This is a genomic window from Desulfohalobium retbaense DSM 5692 (assembly GCF_000024325.1).
Taxonomy (GTDB): Bacteria; Desulfobacterota; Desulfovibrionia; order Desulfovibrionales; family Desulfohalobiaceae; genus Desulfohalobium; species Desulfohalobium retbaense.
The window spans coordinates 2,782,035-2,808,046 of sequence record NC_013223.1; the positions used below are offsets into that span (position 1 = coordinate 2,782,035).

21 protein-coding genes are annotated in these 26,012 nt (G+C 56.7%); 10 read left to right on the forward strand and 11 right to left on the reverse strand.

Annotated elements, in window-relative coordinates; translation table 11 throughout:
• On the forward strand, nucleotides 1-747 hold the full coding sequence (locus DRET_RS12150; RefSeq protein WP_015752844.1) for a hypothetical protein: 747 nt from the start codon (nucleotides 1-3) through the stop codon (nucleotides 745-747).
• Nucleotides 748-752: 5 nt separating this feature from the next.
• On the opposite strand, the gene DRET_RS12155 is transcribed toward DRET_RS12150, so the two are convergent.
• From DRET_RS12155 to DRET_RS13840, 3 genes are read right to left on the reverse strand one after another with little or no spacing between them, the layout of a single operon-like run.
• Nucleotides 753-2,312, reverse strand: coding sequence for a glycerol-3-phosphate dehydrogenase/oxidase (locus tag DRET_RS12155; protein WP_015752845.1), 1,560 nt, complete (start codon nucleotides 2,310-2,312; stop codon nucleotides 753-755).
• 30 nt (nucleotides 2,313-2,342) lie between these two features.
• Nucleotides 2,343-2,705: a diacylglycerol kinase family protein gene (locus DRET_RS13525; protein ID WP_015752846.1), complete on the reverse strand. Its 363-nt coding sequence runs from the start codon at nucleotides 2,703-2,705 to the stop codon at nucleotides 2,343-2,345.
• 50 nt (nucleotides 2,706-2,755) lie between these two features.
• Entirely contained in the window at nucleotides 2,756-3,307 is a 552-nt protein-coding gene (locus DRET_RS13840) for a type I restriction enzyme HsdR N-terminal domain-containing protein (RefSeq protein WP_015752847.1), read from the reverse strand.
• 300 nt (nucleotides 3,308-3,607) lie between these two features.
• Here DRET_RS13840 and DRET_RS12170 point away from each other — a divergent pair, with 300 nt between their 5' ends.
• Nucleotides 3,608-4,894, forward strand: coding sequence for a phenylacetate--CoA ligase family protein (locus DRET_RS12170; protein WP_015752848.1), 1,287 nt, complete (start codon nucleotides 3,608-3,610; stop codon nucleotides 4,892-4,894).
• A gap of 93 nt (nucleotides 4,895-4,987) precedes the next feature.
• On the opposite strand, the gene DRET_RS12175 is transcribed toward DRET_RS12170, so the two are convergent.
• The 8 genes from DRET_RS12175 to DRET_RS12210 form a co-directional block, all read right to left on the reverse strand.
• Nucleotides 4,988-6,310: an ArsB/NhaD family transporter gene (locus tag DRET_RS12175; protein ID WP_015752849.1), complete on the reverse strand. Its 1,323-nt coding sequence runs from the start codon at nucleotides 6,308-6,310 to the stop codon at nucleotides 4,988-4,990.
• 76 nt (nucleotides 6,311-6,386) lie between these two features.
• Nucleotides 6,387-6,893, reverse strand: coding sequence for a CBS domain-containing protein (locus DRET_RS12180; RefSeq protein ID WP_015752850.1), 507 nt, complete (start codon nucleotides 6,891-6,893; stop codon nucleotides 6,387-6,389).
• A 391-nt stretch (nucleotides 6,894-7,284) separates the two neighbouring features.
• Nucleotides 7,285-7,791, reverse strand: coding sequence for a CBS domain-containing protein (locus DRET_RS12185; RefSeq protein WP_015752851.1), 507 nt, complete (start codon nucleotides 7,789-7,791; stop codon nucleotides 7,285-7,287).
• Between the two features lie 192 nt (nucleotides 7,792-7,983).
• Nucleotides 7,984-10,794, reverse strand: coding sequence for a molybdopterin-dependent oxidoreductase (locus DRET_RS12190; protein ID WP_015752852.1), 2,811 nt, complete (start codon nucleotides 10,792-10,794; stop codon nucleotides 7,984-7,986).
• A 187-nt stretch (nucleotides 10,795-10,981) separates the two neighbouring features.
• Nucleotides 10,982-11,770: a DUF169 domain-containing protein gene (locus tag DRET_RS12195; protein ID WP_015752853.1), complete on the reverse strand. Its 789-nt coding sequence runs from the start codon at nucleotides 11,768-11,770 to the stop codon at nucleotides 10,982-10,984.
• A 48-nt stretch (nucleotides 11,771-11,818) separates the two neighbouring features.
• Nucleotides 11,819-12,253, reverse strand: a complete 435-nt coding sequence (locus tag DRET_RS12200) for a hypothetical protein (RefSeq protein ID WP_015752854.1) — start codon at nucleotides 12,251-12,253, stop codon at nucleotides 11,819-11,821.
• Nucleotides 12,237-12,836, reverse strand: a complete 600-nt coding sequence (locus DRET_RS12205; RefSeq protein ID WP_015752855.1) for a hypothetical protein — start codon at nucleotides 12,834-12,836, stop codon at nucleotides 12,237-12,239. Before DRET_RS12205 ends, DRET_RS12200 begins: the two co-directional genes overlap by 17 nt.
• A gap of 142 nt (nucleotides 12,837-12,978) precedes the next feature.
• Nucleotides 12,979-14,682 (reverse strand): sulfite exporter TauE/SafE family protein, encoded by a 1,704-nt coding sequence (locus DRET_RS12210; protein WP_015752856.1) that lies wholly within the window; start codon nucleotides 14,680-14,682, stop codon nucleotides 12,979-12,981.
• Nucleotides 14,683-15,536: 854 nt separating this feature from the next.
• Between DRET_RS12210 and DRET_RS12220 the strand changes: the two genes are divergently transcribed.
• The 8 genes from DRET_RS12220 (at nucleotide 15,537) to DRET_RS12265 (ending at nucleotide 25,923) form a co-directional block, all read left to right on the forward strand.
• Entirely contained in the window at nucleotides 15,537-16,898 is a 1,362-nt protein-coding gene (locus DRET_RS12220) for a TolC family protein (protein WP_015752857.1), read from the forward strand.
• Between the two features lie 73 nt (nucleotides 16,899-16,971).
• Complete coding sequence (locus tag DRET_RS12225; RefSeq protein WP_015752858.1) at nucleotides 16,972-18,924, forward strand: putative bifunctional diguanylate cyclase/phosphodiesterase; 1,953 nt, start codon at nucleotides 16,972-16,974, stop codon at nucleotides 18,922-18,924.
• 26 nt (nucleotides 18,925-18,950) lie between these two features.
• Complete coding sequence (locus tag DRET_RS12230) at nucleotides 18,951-19,868, forward strand: AEC family transporter (protein ID WP_015752859.1); 918 nt, start codon at nucleotides 18,951-18,953, stop codon at nucleotides 19,866-19,868.
• 1,062 nt (nucleotides 19,869-20,930) lie between these two features.
• Nucleotides 20,931-21,560: a hypothetical protein gene (locus DRET_RS12240; RefSeq protein WP_015752860.1), complete on the forward strand. Its 630-nt coding sequence runs from the start codon at nucleotides 20,931-20,933 to the stop codon at nucleotides 21,558-21,560.
• 29 nt (nucleotides 21,561-21,589) lie between these two features.
• Nucleotides 21,590-22,891, forward strand: coding sequence for a hypothetical protein (locus DRET_RS13175; protein WP_015752861.1), 1,302 nt, complete (start codon nucleotides 21,590-21,592; stop codon nucleotides 22,889-22,891).
• A 207-nt stretch (nucleotides 22,892-23,098) separates the two neighbouring features.
• Complete coding sequence (locus DRET_RS12255; protein ID WP_167317808.1) at nucleotides 23,099-23,683, forward strand: C39 family peptidase; 585 nt, start codon at nucleotides 23,099-23,101, stop codon at nucleotides 23,681-23,683.
• A gap of 24 nt (nucleotides 23,684-23,707) precedes the next feature.
• Entirely contained in the window at nucleotides 23,708-24,187 is a 480-nt protein-coding gene (locus tag DRET_RS12260; protein WP_015752863.1) for a hypothetical protein, read from the forward strand.
• Nucleotides 24,188-24,453: 266 nt separating this feature from the next.
• Nucleotides 24,454-25,923 carry a sigma 54-interacting transcriptional regulator gene (locus tag DRET_RS12265; protein ID WP_015752864.1) on the forward strand — a complete coding sequence of 490 codons (1,470 nt, stop codon included), beginning with the start codon at nucleotides 24,454-24,456 and terminating at the stop codon, nucleotides 25,921-25,923.
• Nucleotides 25,924-26,012: the final 89 nt, after the last annotated feature.

Consider the following 26,012-nt stretch of genomic DNA (forward strand, 5'->3'; position numbering starts at 1 on the left):
ATGCGCTACACCACCGCCGTCTGGCTCATCCTGACCTCGCTTCTTTGTACCAGTCTTGGATGCACTCCCTACAAGAGCCAAGAAACCCCGTTCCGGCCACCCCAGGCCTATACGAACATGGCAACGGTCGCCGAGGCCGCTCTGGCGGCCCAGGCCTATGACACCTCCACCCAGGCCAAGGAGGCCTTCGGCTTCGATATCCTCCAGGCCGGTCTGCTGCCGGTGCAGGTGGTCGTCGACAACCAGAGTCCTCACGGCCTGCGGGTGGTCCCGGAACAGACCTTCCTGATCGATACCAAGGAGCAATACTGGAGTTTGCTGTCCCAGGACAAGGCCTATGCCCGGCTGGAGAAAAGCGATGAGTTCGCCCGGATCGCCAAAGGTGCCGGAAAATCCGGCTTCCTGGGCGCCGCTGGCGGGGCTATCGTCGGGGCGGCTATCGGCATTTTGGGAGGGGAGGATTTCGGAACCGCCCTGGGCAAAGGCGCTGCAGTCGGGGCGGCCGGCGGGGCAATTCTCGGCGGGGCCCAAGGGGGAACCTCGAACGAGGCGACGCGGCAGATCTCCGAGGACCTGGCCCAGAAGAATCTGCGCAATACAACGATCCAGCCCGGGGATCTTGCCAGGGGATTCCTGTTTTTTCCACAGGAAGCGGTTGCCGCCAAGGCGTTGCGGCTGCAGGTCGTACAGACGGACACCAAGAAAACCCAGACCCTGCGACTCGAATTCGCTTCAACCGCAGACTGACCCTGTTATTCGGGGTAAAAAAAGGCCGCCTTGTCGCAGTACCGGGCGATTTCCGCAGCCTGCCACTCTTCGTCCCGGCTCAACTCTCGGGCCATGAGCCGGGCGACTTCAGGAGCGGCTTCCATGCTCGCCCTGGCGTCCAGAAGCAGGGCGCGGGTGCGGTGGGCAAGGATATCGGCCACTGTACGAGCGCTTTCCTGCCGGGTGCCCCAGACCACTTCGGCTTTGCGATAGGGCAGACGTGGATGGATCCGATCCGCCAGGTCCGGATCGGTGCGCATCAGCGATTCTATGGCCGCCCTGTCCGTGCCGTACAGGGACAAAAAATCGTTGGAATCCGCTTCGGCGGTCCAGCCGTGCAACCGCATGTGCTGCGTAGGGCACGGCCTTTCCTCCAGGCCGGCGAACTGGGCCGCGGTGTCCACAGTGTCCTCGGCCATTTTGCGGTAGGTCGTCCACTTGCCGCCGCCGATGGTCACCAGACCGGAATGGGAAACGGTCAGATGGTGGCCTCGAGACAGGGAAGACGTTTTGGCCGCTTCCTCGCCAGCGATAAGGGGACGGATGCCAGCAAACACCGAAAGGATATCCTCCCGGTGCACCGGCTGGTCCAGATAGCGGCTGGCATGGGAGAGCAGAAACTCGATTTCTTCAGGCAAGGGGCGCGGTTCGAGGGCCACACTCTCCAGCGACGTTTCCGTGGTCCCGACAAGCACGCGGCCATGCCAAGGAACCATGAAAATGATCCGGCCGTCATCTGTATGGGGGACCATGATCGCTGTCTCCCCGGGATCGAACCGGTTATCGAGCACAAGATGGACGCCCTGGCTCGGGGCAATCAACGGGGTACAGTCTGGCACATCCATACGCCGGATCTCGTCGACAAAAATCCCTGCGGCGTTGACCACCACCTTGGCGTTGAGCCGGTACTCCCGGCCGCTGATGCGGTCTTGGCATACAACGCCCTGGACCACTCCTTCAGCATCCTTGCACACCTCCGTCACCTGCACATGGTTCAGAGCGCACCCGCCCTGATCGACCATAGTCTGAGCCAAGGTCACAGCCAGCCGGGTATCATCGAACTGCCCGTCGTGGTAGATGACCCCGCCCCGCAGACCGTCCTGTCGCAATTGGGGAATATACTCCAGGGTCTGGCTGCGGCTGAGCATCCTGGAGCGGCCAAACCCGAGCTTGCCAGCCAGCATGTCGTAGAGTTTGAGGCCGACCCCGTAAAACGGACGCTCCCACCATTTGTAATCGGGGACGACAAAGGCCTGGTTGTACACCAGATGTGGTGCGTTATGCAGCAGCCTGCCCCGCTCATGCAGGGCCTCCATGACCAGGGCCACATTGCCCTGTTGTAAATAGCGCACACCGCCGTGGATGAGTTTGGTGCTCCGGCTCGAGGTTGCCTGCGCGAAATCCCCTTGTTCAAGAACGACGGCCTGATATCCCCGGGCCGCAGCGTCGAGGCCGACGCCCAACCCGGTGGCGCCGCCGCCGATGACGAGCACATCCCAGGTGGCCACCGCATCCAATTGTTCAATCAGGGCCTCTCGATCCATATCTCTCCTCCTGAGCCGTGCCAGGGCCGGCTATCCAAAGACATGCGGCGCAAAAACCAATATCCCCACGGCAACGGCTCCAGCAACGGCCAGGAGGACCATGCCGGCGCCAAGATCCTTGGCCCGACCGATCAGGGGATGGAACTCCTGTGTCACGGCGTCGGCCAGGACCTCCAGGGCCGTATTCGCCGCCTCAGCGACGAGGACCGCCGTCATTGCAAGCACGAGAGCGATCCATTCACTTCGGGAGACGTCCAGGACAAATCCGGCCGCAACGACTAGTGCAGCCGCGCACCCGTGCACCCGAGGATGGAACCCCGAGGCGAAAAAAAGACGCACGCCCCGTCCGGCGTCCGTGAAGCGGGCCCAGCGCCGTGCTAGAGCACGAACCACGATCGATCCCCCTGCTGGCAGTTCATCGCCCAAGCCCAACCATCACCCGGTCAACTGGTTTGGCAGGCATCGGAACAGCACCCGGTTAAGGAACGGAAGGTGTACAGCAATCGCTCCTCTTTGGCCCGCTTGCCCTCGGACAGATCCACAGCCGGGCAGGAGGGGAGAAGGTCCAAAAGCCCCTGCCAATGGGGCAGGGCGTGGTAACCACCTTCATAGACCACGCTGCCGTCACCGACACAGACGCACATTGCGGACTGGGTATCGGTGATCAGGGCCAGGGGGGCTGGTCCCTGGGGCAGCAGCCGGGCGGCAGCCACTGTCTCCCGGACATAGCTGGTCACATCACCGGCGCAAAAGGCGACCACGGCCAACGGCGCCCCGGAGGGATCACTCACGACCGTGTCCACCCAATGCTCAAACTCCTGTCCGTCCACGACAAACGCGATCCGGACCTTGGTCTGGAGATTCGAGGCCGGGTACCCTTTGTCCTCGACAAGCATCCGGACAATAGCCTGCCGGATATCCTCATAGGTCGTGGCCTCGATCTCCTGACCGCTTAAGTAGTCGGTCAAGGTGTGGCCCAAACTGATCTCATGCATGAATACTCCCTGTATTTCTGCTTTGTTGAATCTGCGATAATCGCGCCCGCGAACCGGTTCGCGTTTTCCAGGCTGCGCAATAGGCCGAAATGGTGCGTTCTTGCTTGGCCAGGATACCCGAGTCAGCGCCACTTTTCCAGATCTCGGTGGCTTCTGCGCAGGAAGAAGCGGCAAGGCGACCAAGAACAGAAGGAAATCTTGATTTTCCCGCATACAGTCCTTACGCTTCGCGACCTGGTGACAGGCCGCACCCGTCACAGACGCTCGTTTCCCCGTGTTTTTGCCAAGGAGCCGCAGATCATGTTCTACAGCCCCAAAGAAGGCTGGTCCCAAGACGCCTTGGGCGCAACGCAGGTCAGCCGCCTGCGCGAAACCTTGAAGCAGGCCGCCAAGTCGCCCTTTTACCATGCACGGCTGGCCGAGGCCGGCGTCTCTCCGGAAACCATCCGTTCCCCTGAGGACATCCGGCGCCTGCCGCTGACCACCAAAGACGACCTGCGCAGCGCCTACCCCATGGGCATGTGCAGTGTGCCAAGCCGCGAACTCATCCGTCTCCACGCCTCTTCCGGCACGACTGGCACCCCCACGGCGATTTTGTATACCAAAAACGACATCCAGAACTGGGCTTCGCTGATGGCCCGGAGCTTGTATGCCGCTGGGGTTCGACCCGAGGACGTCTTTCAGAACACCTCCGGATACGGCCTTTTCACTGGAGGCCTCGGCATCCATTACGGGGCTGAAATGCTGGGTTGCCTGACCATCCCCGCCGGTTCCGGCAATACCAAACGGCAGCTCAAACTCATCCGCGATTTCCAGGTCAGTGTGGTACACATCATCCCCTCCTATGCCCTGTATATGGGATCGGTCCTGGTCCAGGAAGGAATCGATCCCCGCGAATTGCCCATCTCTCGGGCGGTTATCGGCGCCGAACCGCACACTGAGGCGGTGCGGAGCAAAGTGGAATCTCTTTTGGGCCTCAAGGCCTTCAATTCCTATGGACTGTCTGAAATGAACGGTCCCGGTGTGGCCTTTGAGTGCGAGGAACAAAACGGGATGCATGTCTGGGAGGACGCCTTTGTGGCTGAAATCCTGAACCCCGAAACCCTGGAACCGGTGGATGAGGGCGAAATCGGCGAATTGGTCATGACGACCTTGACCCGGGAAGGGATGCCTCTTGTGCGCTACCGGACCCGGGATCTGACCCGCTTTATACCCGGGCGCTGTCCTTGCGGACGCACCCACCGGCGCATCGACCGCATCAAAGGACGAGCCGATGACATGCTGATCATCAAGGGCGTCAATATCTACCCCATGCAGATCGAACAGGTCCTTATGAACATCCGGGAAGTGGGACAGAATTACGTTATTGAAATTTTCCAGGACCGGGAAATGGACCAGATGCGGATCAAGGTCGAGATCCGGGACGAGTATTTCGTGGAGGACATGCGCGCCCTGCAAGCCCTGCAGCGGCGGATCGCCTCTTTGCTGCGCAACGAAATCCTGATCACACCAAAAGTGGAACTCGTTCAGCACAACTCTCTGCCCCAGACCCAGGGCAAAGCCCAGCGGGTGGTCCGCCTGGACTGATTCAGGCCGTTTTTATCTTTCTAACGCAAAAGGCCCCGACCAAACTGGTCGGGGCCTTTTGCGTTGCGCTAAGGTCCTGTCTCGTACCCTCGATTAGCCCAAGAGGTAATAACGCAGATAGACGTAAACCATAGAGAGCGCCAGGGAACCGAGCATGACCGGCACCCCGAAACGCAGGAAACGGACAAAGCTGACTTTAAAGCCGGATTTTTCCACCAGCCCCAAAGCGATAACATTGGCCGAAGCGCCGATGGCCGTCCCATTGCCGCCCAGGCAGGCGCCCAGGGCCAGCGACCACCACACCGGCAACATCACCGGATGGCGCAACACTTCCCCGCCCTGTCCCGGAAAAATTTCATGGGCCACATCGACCAGCAGCGGATTCATGGTGGCCACAAAGGGGATATTGTCGACAATGGCTGAACAGATCCCGGAGAACCAGACCATGACCAGAGACAAAACCTGCATGGAATGTTGGCTCGGATCCGTCAGCCCGATCATGCCGATGGACAAATCCTTGATGACCCCGGTCTTGATCAGGCCCCCGATCATGATGAAAAGGCCGATAAAGAAAAACAGTGTCTCCCATTCCACCTCACGCAGAATGCCTTCCGGTTCCAGGCCGGAGATCAGGAGCATGACTGCCGCGCCGCCCAAGGCCACAGTCGCTGGCTCGTAATGGAAAACGCCGTGGAGCATGAACCCCACGATGGTCAATGCCAACACGACCAGGGAACGGCGAAGCAGACCGTGATCGCTGATCAAGCGGTTCTCGTCCATGGCCATGAGTCGGGCCTTGGCCTCGGGACAAACCGTCAGCCGTTTTTTGTAAAGCCACTTCCAGCCCAGGATCCAGGCACCAAAGATGACCACCACGGCAGGGGCCATATTGATTAAAAAATCCATGTACGTCAGCCCGGCCTTGGAGCCGATGAGGATATTCGGTGGATCGCCGATCAGCGTAGCCGTGCCTCCGATATTGGAAGCGAAGATCTCGGTGATGATAAACGGCACCGGGTCCAGATCGAGCTGGTTGGCGATCAGCATGGTCACCGGAGCGATCAGCAGGATGGTGGTGACATTATCCAGAAAGGCGGAGCCCACGGCTGTGAGCAGGGCCAGCAGGACCATAATCGCAAACGGCTCCCCCTTGGCCCGTTTAGCGGTCCGTACGGCCAGATATTGGAAAACCCCTGTTTTGGCCAGGATATTGACGATGATCATCATTCCGATCAGCAAAAAGACCACGTTCCAGTCGACACCGAGATGGAGATCGTGGAAGGCCTCTTCCTGGACCAGAACCTTGGTCAACAAGACCGCGGCCGCACCGGCCAAGGCAACCTTGGTCTTGTCGATTTGCTCTGAGACGATCAAGCCGTAGGCGAGAACAAAAATGGCAATGGATACCCAATACATACGTGTCTCTCATCCCCTGCAGGGGCTTTCGTTGACCAGGTCAGCTCCCGATGGGATCGGAACAGACGTGGAGGGATTACGAAGCCTTCTGGGCCTGGCGGAAGAGGTGGTCCTGCAAATGGGTCTCGTGGAGCGAACAAAAGTTCTGACCGAGATACCGGACCGCATCGCAGCGGGTCACTTCCCCGAGAATCCGGGACTGACCATCGATAACCGGCAGGGCCTTGATCCCTGTCTCGAGGATGATGGTCACTGCCTTGAGCAGATTGTCCTGTTCGCGCAGGGAGATGACATTCGAGGTCATGATGTCCGCCGCCGTGAGATCCTTGCTTTTGGTGTACGCTTTCTGGCTCAGACTCAAATCATCGGCCAGGGCCCGGGTCAGATGGGACGTGAGATAGGAGGGCACCAGTCCTTTCAAGATGTCGTAGGTCGTCAACATGCCCATGAGAATCCCCTCCTGGTCCGTGACGTAGACATGGTCCGGCTCAGGACACAAGGTACTGCAAAACAAGGTTTCAAAAAGGGTGTCCGGGTAGACCGATTTGATTTTGGTGTTCATATACTTGGTCACAGTCCACATGACAGGCGTCCTCCCCAGGAAAAACGGAACACAGAGTATTGTTTGAACAGGCAGTCAATATCAAAATCAAAAAAACACCGCTTCCGTCCGGAGGCGGTGTAAGGGCACCTACCGGGCCACCCCTTTCCTGTCAACCCGGAGACACGCCGCAGCGGAAAATTTTATTTTCAAATCATACTGGGCAGTTAAAAAAGAAATCTCTCCAGAGCCTCCTAAGACCTCAAAATCAAGTACGTTCTTTTTCACAATGTTGGCTCTCCAATGTCGCTCCCGTTTCGACGCCGCAAGTCAGGCATTCTCGGCCATCTGCCATGGGGACCACCTCCCTGGCCATGCCTAGTCTTGAAGCCTCCGGGGCGAATGCCAAGTCCCAAAATCACGCCACCGGATATCAATGGACGCGAGCCTGGCCGTCCTGTTCGCCTTCCGTACCGCGCAGATCGGGCAGCGGACAGAAATTGCTCCCCAGATAGCGCACCAGATCACAGCGGGTCATTTCTCCCAGCAGACGCCCATGTTCGTCGACCACGGGCAGGGCATTGGCTGCCGTGTCCAGAACCATGGTGCTGGCGCGCAGAAAACTGTCGTGGATACTGATCAGGGGCAGATCGGTGGACATGACATCCCTGGCCGTCAAATGGCGGGCATGTTCGTAGCACTTCTCGTTTAAGCGCTGGTCTTCCGGGAGCATCTGCGCCAAATGGCTATTGAGATACGGCGGCACCAAAGCCTTGAGCAACTCCAGGGTGGTAATCAACCCCACTGGATGGTTGTCCCTATCCAGGACATAGACATGGTCGGCAATGTTACAGATATCCTGGCACATCAGGGTCTCAAAACTCGTGTTCTCGTGCACGCTGTGCACATCAGTGCGCATGAATTCCGTAATCTTGGTCATAGTTTTTCTCTCCGGCAGGGTGCGACGTGATGATCCAGGGGAAGTCTAGGCCTTGGCCGGAAAAAGTGCAATGGGTTGGGGTTGATCAGTCAACCCATCCTGCGCCGGGCTCCACATGACAACACCCCCGGCTGTGCCGGGGGTGTTGTCATGTGGAGATGCTCAGGCCCCCGAATGGCGGGCCGATAGCGCTCAGACTTTTTCGACTCGTGTCTTGATATATTTTAAAAGCGGCGTCCCGCCAACGGCTTCCGGTGTATTCGGCTTCTGGAGTTCACCGGTGGCATTAACGCCCCCAACATGAGGGAATTTGGGATCGCCTTCCAGACCCCGCTTGTGCCCGAACCCACCAGCGGCCGCCAAAACCCCGGGGGCAATGTCCGCCGTGGGATTGGCCTGCATGACCACCTCGCCCCAGGGCGATTGGACCCGGACTTGGTCCCCCTGAACGATCTGCAGCCCCTGGGCATCGCTGTCATTGATCCACAACGTATTGGTCCCTTGCAATTTCATGAGCTGAAAATTGTTGAACGTCGAACAATGTTCGTGCTGGAAGAGACGGAAATTGCCAAAGATAAAGGGATACTTTTCATCTGCCGTCAATTCGGCTGCGGGGGCCTTGTAATCCGGTAAAGCATCAACCCCTTTCTCCTCGGCTACCGGATTTTTCAGGTTGAATTTCCCCGTCTTGCTCGTGCCAGACGAACCATATCCTTCAGGAGGATTGCAGCCACCCCATTCCTTGTACTTGTAGTACGCCGCCTGGTCGGTGAGGAGAAATCCCTTGGCCTTGAGCTCCTCAAAAGACCACGGCGTCCCGGCGAACATATTGGCGAAGGCTTCCTCCACATCATTCCATGGGAAGTAGTGCCCTAATCCAAGCCGCTGGGCCAAGAGCTGGGTGATCCGCCACATCGGCTTGGTGTCGTACATCGGTGGGACGACCTCGGCAAAATAGCCGATAAAGGCCTCATACAGCCAATCCGGCTTGACTTGGCTTTGTTCCAACCAGGTGGCGTCCGGGAGAATCACGTCACATTGCAAAGCGGTGTCGCACATGAACGCCTCGATCATGGCCTTGAAGGCCATTTTGTCCAATCCGCGGCGGACCGATTCCGAATTGCCCCAGGACAGCACCGGATCTCCCCAGTATCCGACCATCCCGGTCAGACGGCCGGCATCGATATCCTGTTCGAAAACCGCGGGCGACCATCCTGACCACATGCTGAAACTGTCCAGTTTCGGCGCGTCGGTCTTCGGGGGCTTGGTCTGTCCCTCGCCCCAGGCCGGTTTGAGCTTGCGCTTAAATGGCAATGAAGGCCCTCCCGGGGCATCGTATGTCCCGCACAGCGCATTCAGGGCCTGGACAGCGCCGGTGGACCAGTAGCCGTTGGGCACCTGGGCCAGCCCGGTCCAGGACAAAGCCCCTTTGGCCTTGGCTGCGGCGAATTCCCGGGCGATGCGGGCAATGGTCTCGGCCGGCACGCCGCTGATGCTTTCGGCCCATTGCGGGGTCCGCGCTACACCGTCTTCCTGTCCAAGGACCCGGGCTTTGAACGCCTCGAAGCCGTAGGTCCATTCCTGGACAAATTCCTGATCGTACAACGCTTCACTCAGCAGGACATGGGCCATGGCCATGGCCACGGCGCCGTCGGTCCCTGGCTTGATCGGAATCCATTCGTTCGCCTTGGCCGCGGTGTCGGATTTGCGAGGGTCAAAGACCACAAGTTTGGCGCCGCGTTTCAGGGCCTGTTTGAGTTCCGCAGTCTTCCGCTGCCCGTAGGAGGTCGCCAGTTCGTTCATACCGAAATGGAGGATATAATCGGCCTCTTCGTAATTGAGCCACGGCCGCTTGTCGTTCACGCAATGCTCGGTCCACATCCGGTTGGCGTTATCACACATGGTCCGGTGGGTCCCTTTCGGGCACCCCAGATGATCGAACAAGGCTTCGTGGATCCAATTGCAGAAATCATTGCCGCGAAAATAGCCCAACTGACCCTGCGGCGTTTCGCGGATGCCTTGGACCACACGGTCCAAGGCCTCGTCCCAGCTCGCCTTCCGGAAGCGGCCGTCTTCCTTTACCAAAGGCGTTTTGAGGCGGTAGGCCGAATAGAGGTGCTTCGGAGCCGCCCCGCCTTTGGGACACAAACGCCCGCCGCCTTTGGGGTCGCCGGGCAAGCCACTGACCGAGACGAGCACTCCGTCCTGGACCTTGGCCCGCATACCGCACAGCGCCCCACAGGTGTAACAATGGGTGGGAATTTCCTGTGTCTCTGAAGGAACATCCTCTCCAGGGACAACCAGATCGGGCGTTTCCTGGAGACCGAGTTGCTCAATGACTTCCGCCAATTGGCGGCATTGGGCTGCGGCTTTGTCCGCTGCCAGACCTTCCGATTGGCCCAAACAGCCCAGGGTACACCGCAGGATGCCGCGCAGAATCATGCCCACGTCGCGATAAAACACCGATGCGGCGGCGCTTGCCAATTGCTCGCAAAAACAAAGCGCCCAGGGGGAGAAATGATCGGTAAAAAAGACCTGGAATTGGTCCTCCCGGCCCCTTTGGAGTAACGCCGCCAGAAAATCGAGCTCGACCGCGATGTGTTCATCCAGATCAAAATAGTCTCCGGCGGGGCGCAGCCCGGCTTCCCGGTAGGCCGAGCGCAGGGCGAATATATTCTTCTGCCGTACCACCGGCTGTCCGGTCATATGGCAGGATTCGTAAGGGAAAACCGGATTGGCGCCGACATTGAGAAAGAGTTCGGCGTAGTCAAAACGAAGCCCATGCGCCAATTGTGCCGCCGGGGCTGAGACAAGGAAATCCACGAATTCTTTGCCGGCCTGCTCGACCTCCAGGAGGTGGCTGTGCTCCAGCACATCGCGCAAGCGATCTGCCACCGCGGGGGCCTGCATGGCGGCCAACAAGGTCGACGGGACTTCATCGCGCAAGATCTGTGAAAAAAAGCGAAAAATCAGGATGTGATCACGGGTGGTTTTGTTGTGCATGGCGCCCTCCTTGGGGTTGGCAGGCCGGAACTCTTCCCGAGCCAGGAACTCAGTGACGGCCTGAAAATAGGAAATGGGATTGCCCCTTTTTTATGCCCAATTAAGCCTAAGGCCCTGCAAACACGACACCCCCGGGGAGACCGGGGGTGTCGTGCGGCAGTATGGCAAACGCGGGGGAGGAGTGAGACTATTTTTTCCCGTCCTTTTTGAAAACAATAAGCGGACAGTTTTTACAAACGTCAGCCCCGGGAAAATTGTCCCCGGGACGGGTCACCGAACTGCTGCCCCGCTCAGCCTTGCGGTCAAGCAACCGCTGAACCACCAGTCCGATATGGTCGCCCGGGGTGATGAAATTGATTTCACCGCGTTCGGTTTTACCGGCATTGTAGCTGCCGCTGCAGGCTGGCAGCATGTTGGCCGATTTTTCCAGGTAGGAGAAGACGTTTCCGGCACATGCCGAAGAGTTGATCGTGATGTTGGTCCGTAAAGGATGGGTGTCCAAAGCGGCCATCCAATCCACCGCCAAGTGGTAGGCCTGCATATTGTCACAATAAAAATGCACGGTGCTCGGCTCAAAGACAGTGTCAGCCAGGGGGCTTACGGCAACGGCCTTCAATGTTCCTTCGGGCAGGCGGGGCTTGGTGCGAACAAAGCTCTCGGCCTGCTTTTCATCCCGTACATACTTCAAATGGCTCTTGATTTCATTCTCATCGATGGGCTTCCAACCAAAGGCGCATTTGGCGTTGTTGCATCCCAGACCTTCTTCCTCGGCGAGCACGGTTTGCCCTTTCATCCGCGCCGCAATCTCCCATTGGCAAAACGTCATCGGCTTCACCGGAAGATAGAACTCCGCTTTATCCTTGAATTCTTCGATCTCTTCGTCCTTGAAGAAAAATTTAACGGCTATCGGATAGTGATACAGCCGCAGTTCTTCCATCAGGACATCCTGCATTTCCTTATAACTCATTCCGGCCATTGCATGTGCTCCTTATTTCCAATCAAGTCTTTATAGTGAGCCCTCAAGCTACTGCCCAGTCGTACACGCATTTTCGTAACGCACCCGCAACCACCCTCCGAGAGCAGCTCCGAAGATAGCCGCGGCAGCAAAAACAATCATCAATGTCGGCCGCAATTGGGCCTGAAAAAAGACACGCTCCACACCGTATTGCACGCCCACTCCAGTCGCGGCGAGAACAAGCGCCAGGCCCGCTGTAAGAATTGGCAGCGACCTTGAACTCCCCTGGCGCCGTTTCTGCCACAGGGAATACCCTCCGCTGGCCGCAACCAGGCAGAGCCACAGGGGCATGAGCGAAACCAATTTGGCGGGGGCCAGCCCGACGGTCAAAATGACCAGGGCCCCTAATCCCAGCAGAGAGGTCGCCAGACCTGCAATCCAAGGCAGGAGTTCAGGCCACCGCGCCTCGATCCAGTCGGAAATCTGCTCAATGAGAGACAGCATGCTCAACCTCCCCCACTGGGGCATTCCCACGGCGACGGGCCCGCTTGAGCCCCACTCGAAGCAGAGCCGCAAGGCCAAGGCAGCAAACATACCAGAAGACGCCGCCTACGGTTACGGGGTCGCTGCCCAAGGGCAGGGCAAATAGTGCCTTTTGACCTGTGGAGGCCATAAGAGCCTCAGGACGGTAGGCGGTGTTGATATACCCAGCCACGAGCATGATCGGGATATAGCGGGTCAACAGATTGTTGAGCAGGCCCTCGAAAAAATAATTATAATAGACTTCATTGAGCTTGGCCTTGTCGATGTTCTTGGCCAGGGCGCTTTTTTGGTCGTCCTGCCCGTCGCCGGCCTCCAGGGCCGCCTGACGGACATGAAACCAATGCCAGAATTCGCCTTCCAATTCCCGGTAGCGGCGGGTCTTGAACCGGCCGAACCAGGAGGTCAGCAAGACAACGCCGACGGCAAGAAGAAAGATGGAGACAGCCGGGCCAGCCGTGGCGTCCACGGGGGCCAGAAGCTGATCCATGCCTCCCTGAACGGCCTGCAGGACGGCCACGATCTTCATCCAGATTGTGTCGAGCATATCATTCCTCCCGTGATGGGGTGGTTTTCGAAGGATCCCGACGTCTCGAGGTGTCGGCTCCCTCGTGCTGGAGCAGCCACCTCAAGACGCAGGGAAATTCCCCTGACCGGCGCTTTATAGCGCCGGCCAGGGGCACCGAGTCTTAGAGCCAGATCTCGATCTTGAAAAAGCGGAAGAAGAGGAAAAAGAGCACAACGGCCAAGATCCACTTCAATTGCTTTTCAGTAAACAGTTTCTGCATCCGGCTGCCGATCGTGCCACCGACGAAGCCGCCGATGATGATCGCCAGGGCGATCCAGAAGTCGGGGAGGTACCCATTCATCAGGTAGCCAATAAAGGACCCGATAGAGGAGAAACAGGTCCCGACCAGACCAACCGGCACAGCCACGTACATGGGCAGGGCGCCGACCATGGTCATGATGGGCACGAGCAGGAAGCCACCACCGATACCGAAGCAGCGAGCCACGATACCGATACCAAGGCCAATGATGCCAAAGAGCAAGGGGTTGATCTTGAATTCTTCGCCCCAGAACTTGAAGCGGAAGTTGGTCAGCCCGGTGCTCACAGGTTCAATGGAGCCCATTTGTGCGGCGCGGCCCTCTTCTTTGGCCTTGCGGACTTCTTCATTGAACTTCTGGGTCATGGCCTTGATGTTTTTCCGCTTTTCCATGACCTTCGGAGTCAATTCATACAAGGTCCGGGCGCCCATGAGGACCACGAGCACGGCCAGCCATTCCTTGTACGAGGCCAGCGGCAGGAATTCGGTGACATATTTCCCGAGCCAGATAGAACCGATCAAAATCCCCACGCCAAAAGAGAGGCCGACCGGCCAGGCCACGCGGCGTTCCTTGATCGCATAGCGGTAAAACGACCCCAGGGGCGAGAACAGGGTCAAGGCGACGTTGGAAGGCCGCAGGACGTTGGCCGCGTTGATCCCCACCGGCCCCATGGTATTGACAACCATGACCTGGTAGGCGGCCATGAGCATGCCGCCGGCGGCCCCGATCAGCGAAAAGAAGGCCCCGACAAGAATCGCGCCCAGAATGATCCACAAGGGGTTCATGTACCGGCCGCCCAGGGAGAGCCAGAATCCTTTGCCTTCCAGGGTATAGGAGCCGATTTCCTTGCCGTTGACAAAGACGTCGAAATTCGTGTCCGGCGGGGAGTGACGGAAGGTCTTGAAGCTGGCGGTGAATTCACCAGTGGCCTTGTCCAGCTCAATGGAGGTCCCTTCGTCCCAGTAATTGCCGGTTTGTTCATAGTCGCCCAGGACAGAACGGGCGAAAATGGTGACCTTTCCGATCTGGGTGCGCTCTTTGGTCACCGTATTGATTCCGTAAGAGGTCTCGTGGGTATAGCGGTAGAAATCCCACTCCTGCTGGGTATCGATCGGGCCGAGGTATTGCTTGAGCTCAGTGTTGAGCTGGTCATAATCACCAAGCCTGAACATGGTCGTTTCATAGATCCCCTTGGCAAAGGAAGGGCCGCCGAAACGTTTCTTGGTGATATTCCCCAATTCTTCGGGCTTGTTGGTCAGGACATAATACAGAACCGGCACCTCGGTATCCATTTCAAAGGCGTTGTCCTGAACATCACGGGCAAAAGACTTCTTCTCATTGACCCCGTCCGTGTCTTGCGGCGCGAACTTGTCCTGGGAGGCCACAGTAACAAAAAGGTCCTTTCCCGGCTGGATCTTGCCCTTAATGGTCACGGTCTCTCCAACCTGGAGATCCTTGGACTCAAGGCTGGCTTGTACCCCGTTTTGGGCCCAGAGCGGGCCGCAGAGAAACAGGGACAAGGCGAGTACCGCCGCAGCGGTCATGGCACGTGCAAACTGTCTGTGCATGGTCATCCTCTCCTTCACTCTCATCAGATGATGTTCAACTTCCGGCCCAGTGGCCGCTTGGTGGTACCCCGGGACTGGAAGTACCTCGTTCCCACACGACACCGATACCTGTCGGTGTTTAGCCTCCCCTAAGCAAAACATGTTCCAAAACATAAAAATGAATTATTTCAAAAAACTAAAAAGAAAAGGATTTCGGAGTTGTCCCAAAAGGGACAAGGATTCCGAAGAGGGTCTGTCCCATATGGCACAAGACGACCCCGCTCTGGCCCATATGGAACACACCGCTGCCCCCCCCTCTTTTCAGTCAGCCTTTTTCCCGGCGACATAATGAGGCTGGTTTCGTGGCCCCTCGTTACCACTCGCCCAGACGACCAGCTCTCCGACTCTTTTGGCGCGCTTTTGCAAAATTCTGAAAAGACACCAATCTGAGGAGACGATCAACAATCTGTCACTGTAGAAACCAGAGGTCGCAAGGGGTGAACGTCCTTCTTCCGACTGGCCTTATGAGCACCCCCCAAGCCAAAAGCACGGCACGGCGAAAAAGTGCTGAACGGATCGACTTCATAAAGGATAAAGAATAACGGCGAAGGGTATTTTGCGGCCCGCTGCAGAGGCGGTCTGCGCCTCAGGGCTGGCATTGACAGGATGCGGGTGTGGGGGCAGGTTATTGCTTTTGCGAATCCCGCTGACTGTTGGAAAATTCTGTACCCCGCATCCCGTTCAAAAAATCTCGCAAGCATGGCGCAACGCATTCAGAGCCGCAGTGTATCGAGTAGACACACCCGTGCGAAGTCCTTGTCGCCTTGTGCCCCTTGAGATTCCCGATGGGCTGCTAACGTGAAAGGATTGAGGTCATGACCGCCGTATTGAATACATTTGTCTCTCTTGTCCTCATTCTGGGCAGTGTGTCCGTCTTTCCCTCACTTTCGATGGCCGCGACCGATGCGGCGTTGACGCTGGGACAGGCCGTGCAAACCGCTCTAGAGGACAACCACCGCCTGGAGGCCGCCGGAGCCCGGGTCCGCGGCGCTCAGGCCGGGGTCAAGGCAAAACGCGGCTCTTTGGGTCCCTCAGCGAAGGTCGATTACGGCTATACCCGACTTGATGAGGAACCGACCGCCTTTGGAATCCAGTCTGGGGAGCAGAACCAGTGGGACGCCCACTTGAATGTCAGTCAGCCCCTTTTCACCGGCCTGTGGCTGTTAAGCGGCTACCAGAAAGCGCAACTCGAGTCGGACCGAGCCCGACTCGAACTCCAGGACCTCAGGCTTACTGTCGCCCTACAGGTCCAAACCGCCTTTCTGGACCTGATCAAGGCCCGGGAAAATGTGACCATTGCCCAGGATGCGCTGAGACAACTCCGGGCCCAACGCGATGTGGCCCAATCCTTTTACGAGGTGGGCGTCAAACCCAAACTCGACGTCCTTCAGGCTGAAGTGGATGTGGCCGGCGCCGAACAGGACCTGCTGGCGGCTCAAAACAGAGTACAGACCCAGAAGGCCCGCCTGAACACCCTTCTCGGCCGTCCAGCTCAAAGCGAGGTCACCTATACCGGCAGCCTGGATTTTACCCCCTTTCCCCTGCCCTTGAAGACCTGCATGGCCATCGCCAAAAAACACCGCCCCGACCTCGCTCTGGCCCAGAAAAGCGTTCAAATCGGGGAGAAAGCCGTGCGAGAAATCGCCAGTGCCAGGTACCCTCAGATCAGTGCCAATTACGATTATTACCGAGCCGGGGACACCCCGGCCGTTGACGGCAACGAATATCAGGACCCGAGCGAGTGGCGGCTTTCCGCCCGCATGCAATGGGAAATCTTCAACTCTGGAAACACAACGTATCAAATTGCCCAGGCCCGGGAACAGGTCCAGGGATTGCAAGCAGAAGCGCGCAATGCGGATACAGAAGCACAATACGAAGTCAAAGCCGCATTCCTTCGTCTGGAGCAGGCCCAAAAACAGATCCGTGTCGCTCGCAAGGCGATCCAGGAGGCTGAAGAGGGGTACCGTATTGCTCAGGAACGGTATGCCAACCAGGTCGGCACCAATACCGACGTCCTCAACGCCCAGGCCAGACTGACGCAAAGCCGAGGCCGTTTGACGACCGCGATGGCCGACTATCAACAGGCCATGGCCCAGCTTTTTAACGCCATGGGGCTTTTGCGCCCGGCATTGACGACCACGGGATTGCCCCTGAACACCTCCTCATCTTCGACATGATGCTCCCCGATCTCCTCCTGCCCCGACCACCAACGCGGACAGGGGAGAGACTTTCAATCTGCTAAGGAGAGGCATGCAACGCAATCTGAACAAGCGCTTCTTTCAACCAGCGATGATCGTCCTGATCTATGTGCTTGTCGCCGGAGTCTGGATCGTCTTTTCTGATTCCATTGTCGCCCAATTAGCGCCATCAAGCCATTGGCGCACGACCCTCCAAAGCCTGAAAGGCCTTTTCTTTGTCGCCGGTACCGGCATTTTGCTCTACGTCCTGATCCGGGGATATGCGGAAAGTCTGCGCCAAAAAGAGCGGCACAACCGTCTCACCCAGCGCGCAGCCAAAGCCTGCAGTTGGGACTGGGATATCGAAGCAGACCGTTTCACCTGGGCCGGCGACGTCTCCAGTTTTCTAACCGAAGGGGACGGCACCTCCCCTTTGCCCCGGACCTATCAAGATGTGCTCCGGCACATTCATCCCGAAGACATTCCGAACTTTGAACGAGCGGTCCAGGAAAGCTTGCTGCGCGACCAGGAACTCCACTTGGAATTTCGCTGGCAACGGGGCGCCAATACGCGGTGGTTTTTTGCCGTGGGCGAGGTGGAACGCGACCTCACGACGAACAAGCCCCAGCACTTGCGCGGCATCATCCGCGATATCACCCAACGCAAACAGGCAGAGCAAGAACTCGCCTATAAAAGCGAATGGGACGGTCTCACCGGCCTGCTCAACCGTTCCTTCTTTCTCAAGCGCCTGGAACAGCTTTTCCAAACCCAGCGCCGCCTGGGGCACTGCTCCTTTGCCGTCCTGCTTTTGGACATCGACCGCTTCAGCCGAATCAACGACAGCCTCGGACACTGGGTGGGCGACGCTGTATTGCAGGAAGCCAGCCGCCGATTGGCCAACTTTCTCTCTCCAGCGGATTCCCTGGCCCGGCTGAGTGCCGATGAATTCGGCATCCTGCTCCAGGCCAGCAACGACCAGGACCAGGTCCTGAGAAGCGCCCACCATATTCTCGAGGTCCTGAAAACCCCGATGCACCTCTCTCCGCATGACATCAATATCACGGCCAGTATAGGGGTGGTGACCTGTTTCGACGCCAATCCTTACAACAATCCGGAATATATTCTGCGCGATGCCGCCACAGCGATGCGCCAGGCCAAACTCCAGGGCGGCGACCAGATCGCCGCGTTCAAAAAAGCCCTGCACACCCAAGCTTTTGAAGCCCTGTCCCTGGAGAATCAGCTTCGAAAAAACCTCCGAGACCCGGCTCAACAGGAACTCTTTCTGGCCTTCCAGCCCATCGTCGACCTGGGCAGCGGTGAGATTGCGGGATTCGAGGCCTTGATCCGCTGGAGGCTGGCCGACGGAACGGTCATTCCGCCCAATCGCTTTATTCCCGTGGCTGAACAAAGCGGATTGATCCAGCCGCTTGGCAAATGGGTCCTGGATTCGGCCTGTGCGGCACTGGCCGCATTGCGGGCGAATGACCCCAATGCAGTTGACCACATGCATGTCAACGTCAATGTGTCCGCCCGCCAATTGGAACAGCACGATTTTGTTCGCGAAATCAATGAACTGCTCCTGATTCACAACCTGCCTGCCCAGACCCTGCGTTTGGAACTCACTGAGACCGTGCTCATGGAGAACGCCGCCCAGGTCCAGAATTTCCTCGGCCAACTCCAGGAGATCGGCATCGGAGTGGCGGTGGATGACTTCGGAACCGGATATTCCTCGTTGAGCTATCTGCACCGTTTTTCGATCAACACCTTGAAAATCGATTTGAGTTTTGTCCAAAGCGTTTTGACCAACGAGCACAGCAAAGCCATCACCCAGGCCATTATTGATATGGCCCAATCCTTGAACAAAACTGTTGTCGCTGAGGGCATTGAAACGCAGGAACAGGCCGCCCTGATAGCAGCGATGGGATGCCGGTACGCGCAGGGATTTCTCTTCAGTTACCCCCTTGAGAAGGAAGCGCTTCCGCAATTGCTCGACCAACAGCCCCTTGTGCCGACCCCTCGGGAATAACACCATGCATCGCAGAGGAGGCTTTTTTGGTCACTGATATCGTCTGGGCGGTGGTCCAGATATTTTGCGTCTTTGGCCTTGGCTGGCTGGCTAGGCATCTCAATTACCTTCAAGGCATGGATATCGGGCGTTTCAGCCGGTTGGCCATCGATTTCCTGATGCCCTGCCTTGTTTTTTCGGCCACCACCGAACATTTTGCCACCGAGCGCTTGCACGAACTCTGGCCCCTGCCGGTCATCGCTTTCGCCATCGTGGTCTTTGGGACCTGTGTGGGGGCTGGGGCACGGCTTTTGCTCAAAAAACGGACAGTGGCGCAACGCAGGACGGTCCACCACCTCTGCGCGGTGAACAACGCCGTTTTTCTCCCGGTGATTCTCGTAGAAAACCTGTGGGGAGACGCCGCGGTAGCCAATCTCTTTTTCTTCAGCCTCGGAGCGGCACTCGGGCTCTGGAGTATCGGCGTCGTCCTGCTCGGCGGCGGTTCCTGGCGCGATGGCGTTCGCCATCTGCTCACACCGACCCACCTCGCCCTGCTCATGGCACTCACCCTGTGTCTTCTGGGAGCGACCGAAGCGATACCAACCATAGTGGCCCAGACCACCGCCTTTGTCGGTTCGGCCGCCATCCCGCTGGTCCTCTTTCTCGTGGGAGCCAGCCTCTATCCCCTGCCGGATTTCTCTCCCCGGCGGCTTGTCCTCTTGACCTCCTGCTTGCGCATCATTGGTATCCCGGTCTTGCTGACCCTCATCCTGCGTCAATTGCCCATCGTGGACGACGTCTACAATATGGCTGTCGTCAACGCCTTCATGCCAGCTGCGGCCATTTCGACCATCTTGACCCACCGCTTTGGTGGCGACCCCCAGCTTGCCGCCAGTACGGTCGTGGCCACCACCCTAGCCTCACTGATCACCGTGCCCCTCGGCCTAAGCTGGGCCCTGATCTGAACAAAAAAGTGGCCATCCAGCACACCTCTCTCTTGCCAGATCAACCCCTGCCACCAGATCCAGAAGCCCCCCTGCATTCGTAAAGGTCCTTTGCGCGCAACGCTGCCGGAGTTGGCAGGTGCTTGAAAAGCCCCCAATGGCAGCAAAACTGCGAGACGTTCAAACTCGGACCTACGAATACGCGCGCTAGGACCGCGAACTTTTGGCTCTTCGTCACAGGGCATGGAATTTCAGACGCAAAAGTTTGCCGTCTCTTCTGTGTGCTTCGAGCGAAAGGCCCACACATTTTCTTGGTCCCGCCAAAAGGGGGAAACCGGACCGCGAACTGAATGCTCCCAGGCGGATTCCGGTGCAACAAGGGCCATCTTCGACACCTAGAGTTCTGTTCCACTTGAGAGTCCGGAGGGGGCAAGGATCCCCCTTTGGCGGGATTGAGAAAATACCGGGCCGAAAGTGGGCACACAGAAGAGACGGCAAACTCCAAAAATCCACTGGATCCGTCAAAGAACCGAACTTTTTTGCGCCGTCCCTTAGGATTTTTGAACAGTCAGTTGGGCCCACGGCCTCGCGACCATCCGTTAATTGCTGTAAAGACTGTCTTCCCCCCCATTTCCTTCGCTTTTTACGTTCCCTACGCTGAAAGCTTTACATCCTGCCTAAATAAAGTCTTGCATTTCGGGTAATTATTTATCGGCACGCCTCTTGCTTGTATCTCTCGCATGAAGACGCCATCTGCCGCCCTTGCCTCCCTTTTGTTCCTTCTTGCCAGCCTCAGTGGTCCAGGCCCGCTGAGCGCTGGACCACTTTGCCCTCAGGAGAAGACCTCCCAGTCGGCCACGGCATGGCAAAGTGTGCAGGATGACCAACTCTACGCGGTTTTTGGGCGGTTTTCTCCGGCGACCAGCACAGCCGCTATGCCGAATCCCCCAGGGGATATCATTTTGTGGGACGAGGCCAAGGGAAGTTCCCGTGAAGCTGCCCACAGCTCCTCTTCGGGCACCAATATCAGTATCCAACGGACACAGACCCATTTCGACCATTAAGACCACCACGGGGACAGCCATGCTTGGACATCCATCCCGCTCCGCACACCATCTCTGTAAAAGCCTACTTGGAACAGTCCTCGGGATCCTGTTGGCCACGGCAGTCGCTGCTCAACCGCCGCAAGGCGGAGTGAATGTCAACATCATCGAGGATAACGCCCTGGCGGGTAGCACCGGCGTGATCGGGGTCAATACAGCTGCCGGCGACAACCACGTCCAGGCGAACCAATGGAGTATTGGTGTCGGGACAACCGCAGATTTTGGACATGTTGACCAGACCACCCTTTCCATCGGCACGCCTCCAGAATTGAGTATCGACCGCATTACAGACAACGCCTTCCAAGGGGTCTCGGGACTTCTGAGCGTGAACCAGGCCGCTGGGAGCGGGTCCGCCGAGAGCAACCAGGTCTGTATCGGAATCGGCATGGCCACAAACGCCAGACCGGTTTCGGCCAGCAATCTGCGTCAGACGGTGGGTTCCGCCACTGCCTCACGACCCAACGTGGGAAGTCAGCGGGCGGATATTATAGACGGACAGGCATTCTCCGGGGCCAGCGGTGTGGTCCAGGTCAACCAGTCCGCGGGCTCGGGCAATGGTGTGTCCAATCGTGTTCTTATGGACATGGGATTTATGGACGTCACACCCTAACCCAACGTGTAACCAGAGGAGGTTCTCCCATGAAACGGTTTATGAGTGTCGTACTCGGTTGTGCAATGCTGTTGTGCTTCGGCACCTCAGCCAATGCTCAAGGCCATCCGGCCATCATCGCAGGCCTCGTCGCTGACGCGGAACTCAGCGGCAATCTCGATCTGACCCTGCAGCTGATGGCCGAAGCCAACATCGGCGTTTATTTCGCCATGGTCGACGCAGATGTCGCAATCGACGGCGATATCGATGTCGACGGGGTCACCCGCAGTTTGGCGAAGAATGATCAATTCCTGATGATCAATTCGGTGAACAATTACGAAGTTGATAACACCGCTACGGTCTCCGGCGAAGTGTTGAAGGGTGCTGCCGGCAATATTGGTGTCAATATCGCTGCTGGCGATTTCAATGCCCAAAGCCAGGTCGTCGCGGTTGCCGCTTCCGAACAGGAACGGAGTATGGCTGAAGCCAAATCCTTCAGTGTCCAAAAGGCAATGTTCAACAGCGCCTGCAACGAAGGGGTGACCAACAAAGCCTTGGCCAAGGGCGATGCGCTCATGGGCGTCAGCGGCAACATCGGATTGAATATCGCCGCTGGGAACCACAACGGGCAGACGAATATGTTTGCGGCGACAGTGGCCCCATCCCGGGTCTCGGTGGCCACCGCCTATGTGCAACAGAAAAACATGCACAACACCGTGGGAAACATGCCCCTTGTAGAAGAATACGTCGAAAATGTCCCTGTTAACCTGGGACTTAATGCTGGCGGCACCGCTGGATCCACCAACCAAATCGGATTCTACGGAGGTGATACCCAGGGCAGCTTTAATGGCGAGACCTCGGGCATGAGCTACCAGGCCAGCAACTTCTACCCCGATGTTTGGGCCCGCAACCCGAACTTCCCGATCGACGAGCAACACCCCAATTCGCCAGAGCATCTGGGCCATGTTGACTTCGACGCCGCCACACAAGGCGCCATCGACAACCCGAACCGCGAGGGCGTCGGCGGAATGGCCTTTGACAACGAAGGCACGGTTGAAGGCGACTACGAAGGCACTGAATCCGGTATGTTCATGGGCGGCATCGGCTCCCAGCAAATCCAGCTGACCGGCACTGTCACCGGTGATATCCCTGTCGTCGTAACCCGCTATGTGGGCGCCACCAACACCGCGACCCTGAGCAACCGAGTACTCATGAACGCCGAGGGCAATGTCGGTGTCAATGTGGCTGCCGGCACCAACAACCTGCAAGCCAATTCGCTCTCTGTGAGTTATGTCCCGGCTGCGAACGGCAATATCCCCACTCCTGGCAATGGAGGCGGCGGGGAACAATAACCGCTAGTGGAAATGGACCTGTAAACAAAGAGGAGGCGGCCGTGTCAAAACGGCTGTCTCCTCACCCATATCAGGGGAGCGCGCATGAAAAGAAGCAGATGGCATTTCGGACTGGCAAGTACCCTCCTGCTCTTCTTTGCTCTAAGCCTGGCGAGCCCGGGCTTTTCAGGCACGTTGCAACTCAAGGTGGGGCCAAACGGGTGTTTCATGCGCAAAGAAATCCAAAGCGTCAAAGAGCTTCGCTACAAAAACATTGTCAGGCAGGGTCTGGACTACAGTTGCGGTTCAGCCGCCCTGGCGACGATCATCAAATACTACTACGGCCGAAAAAAGCTGACTGAACAGGACATCGTCAAAGATATCCTTGAAAAAGGGGACGATGCGCGGATAAAAGACAAAGGATTTTCATTGCTTGATCTCAAACAATACGCGGAACGGCAAGGCTTCAGGGCTGAAGGGTACAAAATAGAAGCGGATCAATTGTCGCAGCTGAGTATTCCAATCATCGTTCTGATGGAAGTCAAAAATTATAAACACTTTGTGGTACTCAAAGGAGTCAAAAACAATAAGGTGTATCTTGGCGATCCGGCCTATGGCCATCGTGTTGTCAAGTTGGAAGAATTTTCCAAATCCTGGAACAACATCTTTTTAGCCGTTCTCGGCACCAATCCGGACAAAGATCTGTATAAACTCCACCAACTCAATGTCTCTCAAAAAGATGCCTGGAGTCTTCGTCAGACAGCTCTCCCGCTTCACTTTATGACTCGCCCTTTTGAAATGAATTGTAACTGATGTTGCACGAAAAGGGGAAAATACATGTGGACATATAAACAAAGCATCGTTGTCCTCTTCTTTGTATTCGTCTTTCTGGGCGCAGCCCAACCGGCCCAGAGTTCCGGGATCCTGCCCGAGAGTATTCAGGCGCAGGCTCTCGCGGATACACAACTTGAGGAGATACGGGGAAAGTTCATGGGGTTCTATTTTTCCATGAACTATTCCATGTATTGGGATACGAGCGGCAACCAATTTGCCCTGAATGATGCGGCCGGTGGGGCGAATACGGATCTCGTCCGTGCTCCGGGGGATTCCTCGGTCCAGCTCAACAACCCCTTGGGAACGAGCACCGCCGTCATAGGCGATTTTCAGGGCGGAAGCGGTATTTTCCAAATAAACCAAGTTCCTGGAAACAATAATCTGGTGAATAACAGTCTGGTTCTTGATATAGCCATCTTTACACTCCAAGAATCACAAATAGGGCAAATGCAAAGCGTCCTTCAGGATTTTCTCCAATTCTAGTCGTTCACAAGATCGACAATGAACTTGAAGGACACCGGCTAGACTCAATTCCCCTTTTGACGACAGGTAGTACGGGAAGCGGATACCTAATGCTTTCAACGTGCTACCTGTTTTTTTGCTGCTCTTCCATTTTTTTGTGCTTTATGACAAAACCTGGTTGAAAAGACCGTATTTTCGTTGTAAAAGAGACATAAATAGTCCTCTCCGTTTTTTATTCCATACATATCAACATATTAAATCAGAAGCAGAGCACGGAGCGAAATCTGATGCATAGAATTGACATTCGCTGTGAATGCAATTTAGCTGCTCAAGCATTCTCGCCACCCCATTGCGATGATTGTGAAAGCCGTTACCCGGTGAAGATAATCGATATAAGCTTGGGAGGGGCCAAACTAGTATTCAACACCCTCCCATTCAATAATGACTATTTTACTCTCAAGCTTGAAGACTTTCCAAATATTGAAATTGTGGCTTATGTAAAATTTAAAAAAGAAAATCAGGCTATAGTTGTTTTTTATTACGACTCAGTCGAAAATGCGCAAAAAATAATTGAGATAGTACGAAAACACTACGAACACAAAAACCACAATTACTGTCCCTATTGCGGCCAAACCCACGCCAGTGGAAGTCTTTTCTGCCCTCATACCCAGTTAAGCTTGAACATTTACGACCCCGCCTACCTCAATGACCACGTCTGTCGAACGCTCCTCAAACGCATCAGTTGGCGATTGCACAATGTTGATTGCGACAAAGCCTGGTCTATTCTCTCTTCCCTCGACAAACAATTACTCAGTGTGCAGCCCACAACCGCACAATTGGAGATCGTAGGGACCTCTCCAGCCATGTTGAATCTCTTTTCACAAATCCGCAAAGTCGCCGCCACCGACCTCCCCGTTCTCATTCTTGGCGAAAGCGGAACCGGTAAAGAGCTCGCTAGCAAAGCTATATTCGAACGAAGTGACCGCAAATCGAAACCATTTATCGTCATCAACTGTGCAGCCATTCCCGAAACTTTGCTCGAGGCTGAACTTTTTGGGTACGAACGCGGCGCGTTCACTGGCGCGCACACGACCCGCCACGGCAAATTTGAGCACGCTGACGAAGGCACAATCCTTTTGGATGAAGTCGGAGACCTCCCCCAATCCCTTCAAGCGAAGCTCCTGCGCTTTCTTGAAGAAGGGACCATTGAACGCCTCGGCTCCAATACCCCCCGACAACTTGATATCCGCATCCTGGCAGCCACCAACCAGGACCTTGAAAGCAAAGTCCACAACGGCACCTTCCGACTTGACCTCTACCACCGGTTGAGCGCCTTCACCATTACCCTTCCCGCCCTGCGGGACCGCGGCGCCGACAAGACCATCCTCGCCAAATTTTTCCTCAACAAATTCAGTCAAAAATACAATTCCGGTCGCCCCATGGTCTTTTCCAGCACGGCGATTGGGGCCATCAACGACTATGCCTGGCCCGGCAATATCCGTGAAATGATCAATAAAATCCGCAAGGCAGTCGTCATAGCCGACTCGCATACTATTAGCACGGAAGATCTGGGGCTCCATACATCCCAACCCACGTCATTGGGCGCCCAAAATGAGGGACGGAAAAAGAAAATTGACAAAGCGACCCTCCTTGAAACGCTGGATGCATGCAGTTGGAACAAAAGCCTGGCTGCCAAAAGGTTATGCATAAGCAGACCGACATTGTACAAACTGACACGGGAGTACGGACTTCTATGAGGGCTGACTGTTGAAAAATTCCTTTTAACACAGGTTGTTCACAAAACCCACAGAGTTGGCGACACAACGTTCCAGATCACAGCGTATAC

What these genes read in the sequence shown, in the direction of transcription:
- DRET_RS12155 (WP_015752845.1), bottom strand. Translation starts at nt 2,312, where the DNA reads ATGGATCGAGAGGCCCTGATTGAACAATTGGATGCGGTGGCCACCTGG.
- DRET_RS12210 (WP_015752856.1), bottom strand. Translation starts at nt 14,682, where the DNA reads ATGCACAGACAGTTTGCACGTGCCATGACCGCTGCGGCGGTACTCGCC.
- DRET_RS12200 (WP_015752854.1), bottom strand. Translation starts at nt 12,253, where the DNA reads ATGCTGTCTCTCATTGAGCAGATTTCCGACTGGATCGAGGCGCGGTGG.
- DRET_RS12150 (WP_015752844.1), top strand. Translation starts at nt 1, where the DNA reads ATGCGCTACACCACCGCCGTCTGGCTCATCCTGACCTCGCTTCTTTGT.
- DRET_RS12190 (WP_015752852.1), bottom strand. Translation starts at nt 10,794, where the DNA reads ATGCACAACAAAACCACCCGTGATCACATCCTGATTTTTCGCTTTTTT.
- DRET_RS12205 (WP_015752855.1), bottom strand. Translation starts at nt 12,836, where the DNA reads ATGCTCGACACAATCTGGATGAAGATCGTGGCCGTCCTGCAGGCCGTT.
- DRET_RS13840 (WP_015752847.1), bottom strand. Translation starts at nt 3,307, where the DNA reads ATGCATGAGATCAGTTTGGGCCACACCTTGACCGACTACTTAAGCGGT.
- DRET_RS12185 (WP_015752851.1), bottom strand. Translation starts at nt 7,791, where the DNA reads ATGACCAAGATTACGGAATTCATGCGCACTGATGTGCACAGCGTGCAC.
- DRET_RS12220 (WP_015752857.1), top strand. Translation starts at nt 15,537, where the DNA reads ATGACCGCCGTATTGAATACATTTGTCTCTCTTGTCCTCATTCTGGGC.
- DRET_RS12260 (WP_015752863.1), top strand. Translation starts at nt 23,708, where the DNA reads ATGTGGACATATAAACAAAGCATCGTTGTCCTCTTCTTTGTATTCGTC.
- DRET_RS12180 (WP_015752850.1), bottom strand. Translation starts at nt 6,893, where the DNA reads ATGTGGACTGTGACCAAGTATATGAACACCAAAATCAAATCGGTCTAC.
- DRET_RS12195 (WP_015752853.1), bottom strand. Translation starts at nt 11,770, where the DNA reads ATGGCCGGAATGAGTTATAAGGAAATGCAGGATGTCCTGATGGAAGAA.
- DRET_RS12265 (WP_015752864.1), top strand. Translation starts at nt 24,454, where the DNA reads ATGCATAGAATTGACATTCGCTGTGAATGCAATTTAGCTGCTCAAGCA.
- DRET_RS12255 (WP_167317808.1), top strand. Translation starts at nt 23,099, where the DNA reads ATGCGCAAAGAAATCCAAAGCGTCAAAGAGCTTCGCTACAAAAACATT.
- DRET_RS12225 (WP_015752858.1), top strand. Translation starts at nt 16,972, where the DNA reads ATGCAACGCAATCTGAACAAGCGCTTCTTTCAACCAGCGATGATCGTC.
- DRET_RS12170 (WP_015752848.1), top strand. Translation starts at nt 3,608, where the DNA reads ATGTTCTACAGCCCCAAAGAAGGCTGGTCCCAAGACGCCTTGGGCGCA.
- DRET_RS13175 (WP_015752861.1), top strand. Translation starts at nt 21,590, where the DNA reads ATGAAACGGTTTATGAGTGTCGTACTCGGTTGTGCAATGCTGTTGTGC.
- DRET_RS12240 (WP_015752860.1), top strand. Translation starts at nt 20,931, where the DNA reads ATGCTTGGACATCCATCCCGCTCCGCACACCATCTCTGTAAAAGCCTA.
- DRET_RS12175 (WP_015752849.1), bottom strand. Translation starts at nt 6,310, where the DNA reads ATGTATTGGGTATCCATTGCCATTTTTGTTCTCGCCTACGGCTTGATC.